At 47.6% G+C, this 12,524-nt stretch carries 11 protein-coding genes and 1 pseudogene; 9 read left to right on the forward strand and 3 right to left on the reverse strand.

What is annotated here, in order from left to right; all coding sequences use genetic code 11:
* Nucleotides 1-33: 33 nt before the first annotated feature.
* Nucleotides 34-642 carry a recombinase family protein gene (locus F896_RS01020; RefSeq protein WP_004726718.1) on the reverse strand — a complete coding sequence of 203 codons (609 nt, stop codon included), beginning with the start codon at nt 640-642 and terminating at the stop codon, nt 34-36.
* Nucleotides 643-736: 94 nt separating this feature from the next.
* On the opposite strand from F896_RS01020, the gene F896_RS01015 reads away from it, so the two are divergent.
* The 3 genes and pseudogenes from F896_RS01015 (at nt 737) to F896_RS01010 (ending at nt 4,409) form a co-directional block, all read left to right on the forward strand.
* Entirely contained in the window at nt 737-3,703 is a 2,967-nt protein-coding gene (locus F896_RS01015) for a Tn3-like element ISAcsp1 family transposase (RefSeq protein WP_004726714.1), read from the forward strand.
* A 16-nt stretch (nt 3,704-3,719) separates the two neighbouring features.
* Nucleotides 3,720-3,938, forward strand: a pseudogene (locus F896_RS0120135) (ATP-binding protein); the annotation flags it as partial.
* Nucleotides 3,939-4,055: 117 nt separating this feature from the next.
* Nucleotides 4,056-4,409: a recombinase family protein gene (locus F896_RS01010; RefSeq protein WP_009516421.1), complete on the forward strand. Its 354-nt coding sequence runs from the start codon at nt 4,056-4,058 to the stop codon at nt 4,407-4,409.
* Nucleotides 4,410-4,649: 240 nt separating this feature from the next.
* Here the strand turns inward: F896_RS01010 and F896_RS01005 are convergent, their stop codons facing one another.
* Nucleotides 4,650-5,729, reverse strand: coding sequence for a transcriptional regulator CypR (locus tag F896_RS01005; RefSeq protein ID WP_004658508.1), 1,080 nt, complete (start codon nt 5,727-5,729; stop codon nt 4,650-4,652).
* 216 nt (nt 5,730-5,945) lie between these two features.
* On the opposite strand from F896_RS01005, the gene F896_RS01000 reads away from it, so the two are divergent.
* The 3 genes from F896_RS01000 (at nt 5,946) to F896_RS00990 (ending at nt 9,008) form a co-directional block, all read left to right on the forward strand.
* The gene (locus F896_RS01000; RefSeq protein WP_004658513.1) at nt 5,946-6,266 is read left to right on the forward strand and encodes a 2Fe-2S iron-sulfur cluster-binding protein; all 321 of its coding nucleotides are present in this window, start codon (nt 5,946-5,948) and stop codon (nt 6,264-6,266) included.
* A gap of 49 nt (nt 6,267-6,315) precedes the next feature.
* The gene (locus F896_RS00995) at nt 6,316-7,707 is read left to right on the forward strand and encodes a cytochrome P450 (RefSeq protein WP_004658516.1); all 1,392 of its coding nucleotides are present in this window, start codon (nt 6,316-6,318) and stop codon (nt 7,705-7,707) included.
* A gap of 86 nt (nt 7,708-7,793) precedes the next feature.
* Entirely contained in the window at nt 7,794-9,008 is a 1,215-nt protein-coding gene (locus tag F896_RS00990; RefSeq protein WP_001193555.1) for an NAD(P)/FAD-dependent oxidoreductase, read from the forward strand.
* A 38-nt stretch (nt 9,009-9,046) separates the two neighbouring features.
* Here the strand turns inward: F896_RS00990 and F896_RS00985 are convergent, their stop codons facing one another.
* Entirely contained in the window at nt 9,047-9,277 is a 231-nt protein-coding gene (locus tag F896_RS00985) for an IS5 family transposase (protein WP_004656998.1), read from the reverse strand.
* A 654-nt stretch (nt 9,278-9,931) separates the two neighbouring features.
* Here F896_RS00985 and F896_RS00980 point away from each other — a divergent pair.
* From F896_RS00980 to F896_RS00970, 3 genes are all read left to right on the forward strand, one after another.
* Nucleotides 9,932-10,801 carry a metal-dependent hydrolase gene (locus tag F896_RS00980; RefSeq protein WP_000149466.1) on the forward strand — a complete coding sequence of 290 codons (870 nt, stop codon included), beginning with the start codon at nt 9,932-9,934 and terminating at the stop codon, nt 10,799-10,801.
* 83 nt (nt 10,802-10,884) lie between these two features.
* Entirely contained in the window at nt 10,885-11,511 is a 627-nt protein-coding gene (locus F896_RS00975) for a TetR/AcrR family transcriptional regulator (protein ID WP_000952904.1), read from the forward strand.
* Complete coding sequence (locus tag F896_RS00970; RefSeq protein WP_000186299.1) at nt 11,508-12,479, forward strand: BtrH N-terminal domain-containing protein; 972 nt, start codon at nt 11,508-11,510, stop codon at nt 12,477-12,479. Before F896_RS00975 ends, F896_RS00970 begins: the two co-directional genes overlap by 4 nt.
* Nucleotides 12,480-12,524 lie beyond the last annotated feature (45 nt).

The following is a 12,524-nucleotide window of genomic DNA, read 5'->3' on the forward strand; positions in this document are numbered from 1 at the left end:
GGGGTCGTCTCAGGAAACGGAAAATATAGCACGCTAAGGATTTTCACTCCGACTTCTTTTAACGATATCCAACACGGTATTTTTGCTTAGATTGACCAGCCGACCGACTTGTCGATAAGAGTGTCCAGCAGACACCAACTCCAACACTTTAGGTGCCAGACGATCTGACTTGGTACGTTGACCAGGACGACGACCAAACACAACGCCCCGCGCTTGTGCCGCTGCTACACCAGAGCGCACACGTTCACGTAGTAAATCTCCCTCAAACTCTGCTAATGCAGACATCACAGAAGCCATGAGCTTTCCCTGAGATGTGGAAAGGTCAAACTGCAAACCTGTTTGTGCCACCAGAGATACCCCGAAATGCCCAAGATCTTGTAATGACTGTACGAGATCCACGGTGCTTCTGCCCCAGCGTGTCAATTCCGTCACCAAGATGGCATCGATTTCACGAGATTGCGCCATGGTCATCAAGTATTTTCTTTGCAATCTCTCATCCTTACTGCCTGATGCAGTTTCTTTCCAAACACCGACAACATCGTAGCCGCAACGATTGGCGTAGGCACGTAGGTCATATTCCTGTCGTTCGCAGGACTGATCGTTCGTTGATACTCGGCAATAAATGGCCGCATTCTGTCCCAATTGAACCTCCTTGCGAAATTGCAGCGCAAAGCTAAGCGTGGCGGTACAAAATAATGTACCTTTAATAGTTTAGTTTATTTGGGACTAATGAGCCATGCCGCGCCATTCTATTTTGTCGTCCACGGAATTGGGAAGCCTGTTCGAAATTCCAGATGATAGAGCTTTTATGCTTCAGCATTACACTCTGAGTGATTCTGATAAATCCATAGTCCATCAACATCGAGGGGCATCCAACAAGCTAGGCTTTGCAATTCAACTTTGCTACATGCGTTACCCTGGAGTGATATTGGGTATTAACGACGAACCATTCAAACCCTTACTTTTCATGATGGCTGCTCAACTTAGTATATCAGTGGACTGCTGGAATGATTATGGTCAGCGCGAGCAAACAAGACGAGAACATATTGCCGAATTGAAAAAAGTTTTTGGGTTCAAACTATTCACCTTGAGTGACTATCGGCAATCGGTCAATATGATGGTGGATTTGTCCCTTCAGACAGATAAAGGTCTTATTTTAGCCACAACTCTCGTTGAAAATTTACGACAAAAATCAGTCCTTTTGCCAGCTATAAATGCAATTGATAGTATTTGCGCAGAAGCAATCACATCTGCCAACCGCATAATTTATACTGCTTTGACGAGCTCACTTTCAGAAACTCATCGTCAAAATATAGATGCTTTGCTGAACCGTAAAGAGGGCAGCAAACTGACAATATTGGGGTGGCTTAGACAGTCACCAGCTAAACCAAACTCAAAGTACATGCTTGAGCACATTGAGCGGCTGAAGTGCTTACAAGCCATCGATCTACCTGAAGACATTGGAAAACACGTTCATCAAAATCGCTTACTGAAAATTGCTCGCGAAGGTGGGCAAATGACTCCTGCTGATTTGGCCAGATTTGAATCTCAACGTCGATATGCCACTTTGGTAGCAATCGTTGTGGAGAGTATGGCCACGATCACCGACGAAATTATTGACCTGCATGATCGCATTATTGGAAAGCTATTTGCTATCGCAAAAAATAAACACCAGCAACAATTTCAATCATCAGGTAAAGCGATCAACGACAAAGTGCGTTTGTATGGGCTTATCGGGAAAGCCTTGCTAGATGCCAAGCAAAATGGCAGTGATCCGTTTGCCGCCATCGAAACTGTTATTTCATGGGATGCTTTTGCAGCAAGTATTACTGAGGCAGAAAAACTGGCGCAACCCGAAGACTTTGATTTTTTACCACGAATTGGCGAGAGCTATGCAACTTTACGCCGTTACGCGCCAGAACTTCTTGCCATACTTAAATTGCGTGCTGCCCCAGCAGCAAAAGATATGCTTGCCGCTGTAGAGTTGCTCCGCAGCATGAATGTTGATAATACACGAAAAATCCCCTCTAATGCTCCAATAGCGTTTATCAAAAAACGGTGGGCAAGACTAGTCTTTACCGATGATGGTATTGATCGCCGCTATTACGAAATATGTGTGTTATCTGAACTTAAAAACTCGCTACGGGCTGGGGATCTCTGGGTACAAGGCTCTCGCCAATTCAAAGACTTCGATGAGTATTTAGTGACTGCTGATAAATTTAATCAGCTAAAACAGTCCAATGAGTTACCTCTAACCATTACTACTGATTGTGATCTATATTTGCAAAGTCGCCTTTCACTATTGGAGCAGAAATTAGCAATCATTAATCGCATGGCAGCGACCAACGATTTGCCTGATGCGATGATCAATCAATCTGGTCTAAAAATAACACCTCTCGATGCCGTGGCTCCTGATACAGCCCAAACTTTAATTGACCAAACAGCAATGCTGTTACCACATATCAAGATCACCGAATTATTAATGGAGGTCGATGAATGGACAGGCTTTACTCGACACTTCACTCATTTGAAAACGGATGACACTGCGAAGGATAAAGCGTTATTGCTCACGACCATACTGGCTGATGCAATTAATTTAGGGCTGACGAAAATGGCCGAATCATGTCCTGGTACAACTTATGCCAAACTCTCATGGCTACAGGCTTGGCATATCCGTGATGAAACTTATTCAACGGCATTGGCCGAATTGGTGAATGCTCAATTGAAACAACCTTTCGCTGAAAACTGGGGAGATGGCACTACCTCCTCATCAGATGGCCAACGCTTCCGCGCAGGTGGCAGAGCTGAAAGTACAGGACATATCAATCCAAAATATGGCGCAGAGCCTGGAAGGTTATTTTATACACACATTTCTGATCAATACGCACCATTTAGCAGTAAGCTGATCAATGTGGGCGTTCGTGATTCAACCTATGTTCTTGATGGGCTGCTGTATCACGAGTCTGATTTACGCATCGAGGAACACTACACCGATACGGCTGGATTCACCGACCATGTTTTTGCACTCATGCACATGCTAGGGTTTCGATTTGCACCACGAATTCGTGATCTGGGCGATACGAAACTCTATATTCCAAAGTCAGACATAGACTATGCCGCACTTAAACCCATGATTGGCGGCACACTGAATATCAAACAGATTCGTACTCATTGGGACGATATTTTGCGTCTGGCCGCATCAATCAAGCAAGGGACTGTCACAGCGTCGCTAATGCTACGTAAACTCGGTAGTTATCCACGACAGAATGGTTTGGCATTGGCATTACGAGAGCTGGGGCGTATTGAGCGCACACTGTTTATCTTGGATTGGTTGCAAAGCGTAGAACTACGCCGTCGGGTTCAAGCTGGATTAAATAAAGGTGAAGCCCGTAATGCATTAGCGCGCGCCGTTTTCTTTTATCGATTGGGTGAGATTCGAGATCGAAGCTTTGAGCAACAGCGTTATCGAGCCAGTGGCTTGAATCTAGTGACCGCCGCCATTGTATTGTGGAACACGGTTTATTTAGAGAGAGCGACTAACGCCCTACGAGGGCATGGTCGCACAGTCGATGATACCTTGCTGCAATATCTGTCACCGCTGGGGTGGGAGCACATCAATTTAACTGGGGATTATCTATGGCGAAGCAAAGCCAAGATAGGTGGTGGAAAATTTAGGCCATTGCGCGCAATTGAAAAACCTTAGCGTGCTATATTTTCCGTTTCCTGAGACGACCCCTATCATTACGACGAACTTGAGCTTCTCGGAATGGAGCAATGTATTTGGTGATGCTAAGTTGACGACTGCACTGCTGGATCGACTGACTCATCATTGCCATATCATCGAAACGGGTAATGAATCCTATCGTTTTAAGCAAAGCACGGAGGAAGCCAAGCAGCGTATAAAGAAACGAGAAGCAGAGAAAGGAGAGTTATTTTAACCGTCGATCAGTGAAGAAAAAGCAACAGCAATTGATCGATTTATCCACAGCAGTGTAGTACGCTACATTGCTTAAATGCCTGGTCAATATTCAACGAGCATCGCTGGTCAATATTAAGTGAGCGTCAACAATCTTGGGCATTTCGGGGTATCTCTGGTGGCACAAACAGGTTTGCAGTTTGACCTTTCCACATCTCAGGGAAAGCTCATGGCTTCTGTGATGTCTGCATTAGCAGAGTTTGAGGGAGATTTACTACGTGAACGTGTGCGCTCTGGTGTAGCAGCGGCACAAGCGCGGGGCGTTGTGTTTGGTCGTCGTCCTGGTCAACGTACCAAGTCAGATCGTCTGGCACCTAAAGTGTTGGAGTTGGTGTCTGCTGGACACTCTTATCGACAAGTCGGTCGGCTGGTCAATCTAAGCAAAAATACCGTGTTGGATATCGTTAAAAGAAGTCGGAGTGAAAATCCTTAGCGTGCTATATTTTCCGTTTCCTGAGACGACCCCTAACTGAAGACATTGACGGTGGATGGGCTGCAATGGGAATTAAAACCTCTACAGAGTTCACAGCGGGTTGCAAGCGTTGGGTTGAGTTGAGGTTATCGGATTGGAAGTGGAGGGCTGCCATATGATTGCCATCTCTGACATAGCGTTTTAAGGTATTTTTCTAGGGCGTATTGATGTTTCAACGTATTAACAATCATACGAACAACCTCATTCTCTCAGGTCATTTTCTTCTTGCCGATGGGTGATTTTTCGCCGATAAGCACTTGGTGATACACCAAACCAGCGTTTAAACGCGCGCCGAAAATTAGCAGAGTCGTGGTAATTCAGTAAGCTGGCAATTGCCTCGACCGATATTTGAGGGTCATGTAAATAACTACTGGCTTTCTCAGATAAAATCCGATCTCGAATCAGCCGGTAACTCGTGTTCTCTTTGACCAGACGTCTGGCCAGCGTACGCTTATTCATAAACAAGGCTGCAGCCAGATCCTCTTCACTCAGTTGCCCGAGCGGATAGGACAGCATGGCTTTTTGCACTTGGTAGGTGGTGCTGTGTTGTTGGGTCTTGAGCCGGTTGAGGATCATTTCGCATTGTTGCATCGCCAGCAGATAGCTATCGTGCTGCGCGGATGCATTGGCAATCAAGCACAACTCGGTCGGCACTCGGATCGACAGTTGTGGCTGATCAAACTGATAGGTACCGGCAAGATAATCCGCGTAACAGGCATGATGATCGGGGGCGGGATGGCTAAACTGAATCACCGCCTCGGTCAGCGGTCGTCCAACAATAAATTCGGCACATTCCGAAAAAATCACCGCAACAGTTTCGGACAGTAGCCGATGTACTGCATGACTCAAGGTCTGCTCAAAGAAAATCAAGCAGGTCGTCCACTCAGCATTGGTGTGTGTTTCGAGCCTAATCAAACTCATACGGGTCGGCAAAAAAGTTTGAAACGCTTGTAACACGGCCAATAAGTTCGGGCTGCTATTGATTAAAAAGCCCATCGAGCCATGTGTTGACGGCGTGAGCCGCTGCCCTAAACGCAAGCCAAACTGATCGGATGCGGACAACTCCAAGCTATTTTGTAAGATTTGAATCTGTTGGCTGGCCGTGATCATCGTGTCGTCACGCATCAGTTGTTCAGCGGTCAGCGTGGTGAATTTTAATAGTTTAGGTAGGTCACGCGCCTGCAAGTCCAGCTCTCGGCCAATCAGACGGGTATAGCTACAGGGGATATTAGCAGATTCACTTGTACTGGCGAGACCAGTCAGCAGACTTGGATGCAACATGGCTCAAACACCTCAATAACAGACCAGTATGAAAGAACATCGACTAGAAAAATGCAATCGACGATGGGGCTACAGCGCCATAATCGTCTTTTAATGACCCTATATTGTCAACAAGAGACCTGTAAGCAGTATGGATACATGTCTATTATGAGTAAAGAGGGATGGCTATTTTCATCGGCGTCACCAGCAACCGTATACCACACAGGAGTAGTAATAATGGGTCAAATTACATTGATCGAGTATGACGGTACCGCCACCGTACTTGACATCGAAGCGGGCAAGTCGCTGATGCAACTGGCTATCGATCACGGCGTATCCGGCATTGATGGAGATTGCGGTGGCGAATGTGCTTGTGGAACCTGTCATGTGATCGTTGACGGTGCTTGGCTGGCGGCGACAGGACAGCCCAATGACGAAGAGGCGCGCATGCTAGAGATGGTACCAGAAGGTACGGCGTCGTCTCGTTTGGCGTGCCAGATTCAATTGTCCGATGCAATGGATGGCATGGTGGTGCATTTGCCTGAGTTTCAAATGTAGTGACGGCAGATTTCAACAGCTGTTAAGCATCATCATTGAGGAATGAATCATGAAAAACATGCAAGCCACACTAAACCAAATTTCAGCCCTGCTGCCGATACCCATGCATTTACAAGTGAAAGGCATGCAGGTGTTCCAAAAGGTCAAGCAACGGGTGACACAGGCGCAACCGTTCCCTGATTTTGTAGAAAAGCCAATCCCCGATGTTGCCACGCTCAAGCTCGAAGACATCGATATGAGCAATCCGTTTTTATATCGACAGCATCAATGGCAGTCATACTTTAAGCGGCTACGCGACGAGCGTCCTGTTCATTACCAAAAAAGCAGTCCATTCGGTGCATTTTGGTCGATTACCCGTTATGACGATATTGTGTTCGTGGACAAATCCCACGAGCTGTTTTCGGCGGAACCGGTGATTGTGATTGGCAAGCCGCCCGCCGGACTGGATGTGGAAATGTTTATTGCAATGGATCCGCCTAAGCACGATGTGCAGCGTCAAGCGGTACAAGGTGTGGTCGCACCGAAAAATTTAAAAGAAATGGAAGGGCTGATCCGCAGTCGGGTACAAGAGATTTTGGATGATTTGCCGCTCGATACGCCGTTTGATTGGGTGGAGCGGGTGTCCAAAGAAATCACCGCACGCATGCTGGCGACCTTGTTAGATTTTCCGTATGAACAGCGGCACAAGCTGGTGTACTGGTCTGATACGTTGGCGGGCAGCGCAGAAGCCACGGGCGGTGAGATTAGCGACAACGATGTGCTTTTTAATGCCGCCGCTGATATGGCCAAGCAGTTTGCCGCGCTGTGGCATGCCAAGGCGGCTCAGCAAGCGGCAGGTGAGCCGATGGGATTTGATTTGATTAGCTTAATGCTGAGCAATGACGATACCAAGGATTTGATTCACCGTCCGATGGAGTTTTTGGGCAATTTGGCCTTGCTGATTGTCGGTGGGAATGACACCACGCGGAACTCCATGACCGGCGGGGTATATGCGCTGAACCTGTTTCCTGAGCAGTTTGTCAAACTGAAAAACCAACCGAGCCTGATTCCAAATATGGTGTCCGAGATCATTCGCTGGCAGACCCCACTGGCGTATATGCGTCGCATCGCCAAGCAAGACATCGAGATGCACGGCCAAACCATCCGTAAGGGCGACAAGATCTTAATGTGGTATGCCTCGGGCAATCGTGACGAGCGGGTGATTGAACAGCCAGATGCGTTTTTGATTGATCGTAAAGGTGCACGCAATCATTTGTCATTTGGCTTTGGTGTGCATCGCTGTATGGGCAATCGCTTGGCCGAGATGCAGTTGCGGATTCTGTGGGAGGAGTTATTGCTTCGCTTCGACAATATTGAGGTATTGGGTGAGCCAGAGTTGGTGCAGTCTAACTTTGTGCGCGGCTATGCCAAGATGATGGTCAAACTGACTGCCAAAGCGTAGGTATCAAAATAGGCGACAGAGGCATTTTGCAACTGTCGTCGGCAACAATTGATGCTGTGCATCAACCATGAACTGAGTGAATTCATATGCAAACAATCGTCATCATTGGCGCAAGTCATGCTGCGGCGCAGTTGGCGGCAAGTCTGCGGCCAGATGGCTGGCAGGGCGAGATTGTGGTGATCGGCGATGAGCCGTATTTGCCGTATCATCGACCGCCGTTGTCCAAGACCTTTTTATGCGGTGCACAACTGGTCGATGAGTTATTGATTCGGCCAGCCGCTTTTTATCAAAAAAATCAGATCGAATTTCGGCACGGGCGGGTGGTTGCGATTGATCGGGCAGCGCGCAGCGTGACACTACAAGATGGCAGTACGCTTGCGTATGACCAGTTGGCGCTGTGTACCGGTGCACGAGTCAGGACGGTGTCGCTGGCTGGGTCTGATTTGGCAGGTGTGCATTATCTTAGAAATATCAGCGATGTACAGGCTATCCAGCCATTTGTACAACCCAACGGCAAAGCAGTGGTGATCGGTGGTGGCTATATCGGTCTTGAAACAGCCGCCGCATTGACCGAGCAGGGCATGCAGGTGGTGGTCTTGGAAGCCGCCGAGCGGATTTTGCAGCGGGTAACTGCACCGGAAGTGTCGGACTTTTATACGCGGATTCATCGCGAACAGGGTGTGACGATTCATACCGGTGTGTCGGTCACGGCGATCACGGGTGAGGGGCGGGCGCAAGCGGTGCTGTGTGCCGATGGTTCGATGTTCGATGCAGATCTGGTGATCATCGGGGTCGGGGTTGTACCGAATATCGAGTTGGCGCTGGACGCGGGCTTGCAGGTGGACAATGGTATTGTGATTGATGAGTATTGCCGTACCAGTGCGCCAGAGATTGTGGCCATCGGGGATTGTGCCAATGCGTTTAATCCGATTTATCAGCGGCGGATGCGCTTGGAGTCGGTACCAAACGCCAATGAACAGGCCAAAATTGCCTCGGCGACCTTGTGTGGCTTACAGCGGACCTCGAAGAGTTTGCCTTGGTTTTGGTCAGATCAGTATGATCTAAAGTTGCAGATTGCGGGACTCAGTCAGGGGTATGATCAGATCGTGATTCGGGGTGATGTGCAGCAAAGGCGTAGCTTTGCAGCGTTTTATTTGCAGGCGGGTCGCCTGATTGCGGCGGATTGTGTGAATCGTCCGCAGGAGTTTATGCTAAGCAAAAAGCTGATCACGGCTGGTACGGCGGTCGATCCACTGCGGTTGGCGGATGAGTCGATTGCGGTACAGGCGTTGATGGGGTAGCTTAAAACTACATCAGGCTAGATTTGCATTACGCTGATTCAGATGTTAATCAGAATGGCATCGATAGATACCTGTGAGAGCAAGTCAGGTGCAGCTTTGGCTTTGTGTAATTCACCACCCGTGATCGCAAACACGATGGGTAATCCATACCCATCTACGGCAAGATGGATCTTACTTGTCTTGCTACCTCGACTTAAGCCAATCGCCTCCTGATCGTGAGTTGCAGCACGTGCATTATGTTGATGTGCCTTGACGTAATTGCTATCCATAACCCCTACTCTATATCAGAGTCAGTAGATAAAACCCTGAGTATGCTTTGGAAAAAACCTTTTGCTGACCAGTCGTTGTATCTTTTGTAGAGATTAGGCTGCTGACCAAACTCAGTCAGGAGGTAGGTCTAGCCATGGACATTTCACCCACATTCTGTAGAGCATGGCTTCTACGGTGAGCCGTAAATTTGGTTTGTGATCAATGTCCTGTTGCTTGAGCATAGGAGAAATCTTTGCTCAATGTTGGTCGTTCAGCATAAAGCGTGGCATGGTGGACTCGGATGGGGAGAGCTTTAATTCTCTGAGTCTGCCTCCAATTTGCAATCAATATTTTCAAACGTCAACACACTCTAATGTAAAAAAACTAACATTAAAAAAACACCTCTGCCAAAAGGTCTGGTAGCTATATTCGATGTCAAAGATGATCTGGCTCACCTGCTGCGTTGTTAACTCATTCTATCAAATTTTGAGGACAGGCTTGACATTTGGTCAATCGACCAATATATTCAAAATATGCATTTGGTCATTTGACCAATACCCGTTGAATTCTTGTGTGATATTTGCTGTGCCTGACCAAGGTGAAAAATATTGCTCAAGGTCAAATGTGATAGCAGGTTTACAGACATTCGATGCCTTTACAAGGAAACTCTCGCCATGACTCATATGATCAATATCCAGCCACGTAAGCCGCGGTTTGATTTAAGTGATGTTCCAGTTTTTTGGAACGACGGTGACCCGGTGTTAACACGCTTCTTTGATGCACTTTCTATTCACTTCCCCGATGGAGAGCGTTTTTTTATTCAGTCGGTGCGTAACTATCAGGATCTGGTCACAGATCCTAAACTGAGAGAAGATATCAAAAACTTTTTTCGCCAAGAAGCGCAACATGGCATTGTGCATGACCAGTATAATGCGGTGATGCAGTCGCAAGGCATTCATGTCGAAAAGGTCATCGCAAGATTCAAATTATTTATTCGGCTCTCCCAAAAACACCTGCCCGCCAAGTATCTGTTGGCCATGACAGCTGCCTTTGAACATATTACTGCTGTACTAGGCGAGGGTGCTATGGAGGGTGAGGGTGAGATGTTCAAGAATGCTCATCCCGCAATGCGTGCCATGTTCATGTGGCATGGGGTAGAAGAAGTCGAACACAAAACAGTAGCCTTTGATGTTTACGAAACAGCGGCAGGTGGGGGGTATTTCACCCGCGCATCTGCTTTGATTATCGGAACGCTACTGGTACATGCGGTGGTTGGCTCAGTTCTTTGGCATATGTTGAAAATTGACAAACTACAAGGTCAGCCATTGGTGCTTGCTAAGGGATTTTATCGCCTCTATGGACCACGTGGCCTGATTACCAGACTTATTCCACGCTATCTGGACTGGTTTAAGCCAGGTTTCCATCCTAGCGACACCGAAATCCCAGAAAAGGTTAATTCTTGGCTGGCTGAATATGATAAGCATCAAGACCCTATGGAAGCGTCACGAATTGTTTTTAATGTCCCCATTGCAAAAGCTGTATAGATCAGGAGAGACCGTGAAAGACTCGACTCGACTTGACCAAGTCGAGTAACCTGTCTTATTGATATAATGTTATGAGTCAAACTATGTTGAGTAGTGAATCTACGCGAGTCGAAGTTGCTGACCGCGAGAGAGTATTAGCCGCTTCTGCCAAGCTGTTTCGAGAAAAGGGTTTTGAGCGTACCAGTGTGCGAGAAATTGCCAGTGCTTGTGGTATTCTTCCAGGCAGTCTGCATTACCGCTATCGTAGTAAAGACGATATTTTGGTTGATATGATGCGGCTTGCTATTGAGAGAACTATTTACAGGATTGTTGAGGCGACTTCCGCGATTCAAGATCCACTCAAAAAAATGCAATCGGCACTGCAGACACATGTCGATATCCTTATGTCGGGTGACGATATGGTTTATGTGTTGTTGTTTGAGTGGCGCTCGGTACATGGAGTCGCACGTGAGCAGATTATTGCTGAGAGAGACAGATACGAGCGATATTGGCAGACAATTCTTGATGATCTGCAGTCTTATGGTTGTATCCGAAACGATGTGGATGCAGATCTGTTAAGACTGATTGGGCTAGGAGCAATAAACTGGGCTGCCACTTGGTATAAAGAAAATGGTAAGTACAATCTTGAACAGATCGCGGATGCGATATGGCAGATGATGACAAGAGGCATCCTTAATCCAGATTTTCACGAAGAGGCAAAAAACCTGTGACCAACTATAAGACTCCATCCCGTATCACGCACGCCATCGGGAGGCATTGTGGCAGCTCCGCAATTCGTGATTTGCTCGAGTTTAATGGGCTGAATATTTCCGAGGCCATGTGCTTTGGATTAGGCTCAGGGCTTGGCGTGACCTATTTGGAAATGGCTGACGCCCCTGTGCCATTTTTAGTGCATGTGCGGTCTTTGGGGTTTGAAGCGCGCGTATTTGAAAGTATCGGTATACCCTTTGAGTGGCAAACCTTCGAGTCACCCGAATCGGCAGCCACCGCGCTGGAGAAATGTTTGGATGCGGGTCACCCCACCCTGTTGCTGACGGATATTTTTTATTTACCTTACTTCAACAGCAGCACGCACTTTCCCGGTCACGCCATAGCCGCTTGGTCGAGAAATCCAGAGACAGGTGCGGTATTTGTCACCGATACCGAGCGTCCGAGTGTTTTGTCGGTGACGCGAGAGGCACTGACCCGCGCACGTTTTTCTACACAGCCCCCATTTATTCACTATGGCAATATGTTCACGCCCACCGCGTTTCAAGGCGAAATTACCCCCGAGATGATTACCGGTGTCATCCATGACAACGCCAAGTCATTAGCTGTGAGTGGCATATCGGCACTGGAAACATGGCTGGCCGAACTGAGTCGTTGGGGAGCCACAGGCGATTGGCACTGGACGACCCGATTTGCCTACCAAATTATTGAAAAGCGTGGCACAGGTGGCGGCGGCTTCCGCAAAATGTACGCTGAATTCCTTGATGAAGCGGTTCACTATGACGCAAGTGTACAGCAATATCGACTGCCCCTGTTAATGAGGGCTTGCGAAAAAGCATGGACGGCATTAGCCATGTGTTTGAAGTCTGCCTCGGAAAGCACAAACTTTCCATATGCCGCCATTGAAGAGGCCATTGTGGCGGTGATGCAGGCCGAACGTAATTATACAGATGCCGCCCTTGCACTTTGAGACGTGCCGCTAATTTTTTCGCAATAAAATCAGCCAGCAATGGCG

It is taken from the genome of Acinetobacter genomosp. 15BJ (genome assembly GCF_000400715.1).
GTDB lineage: Bacteria > Pseudomonadota > Gammaproteobacteria > Pseudomonadales > Moraxellaceae > Acinetobacter.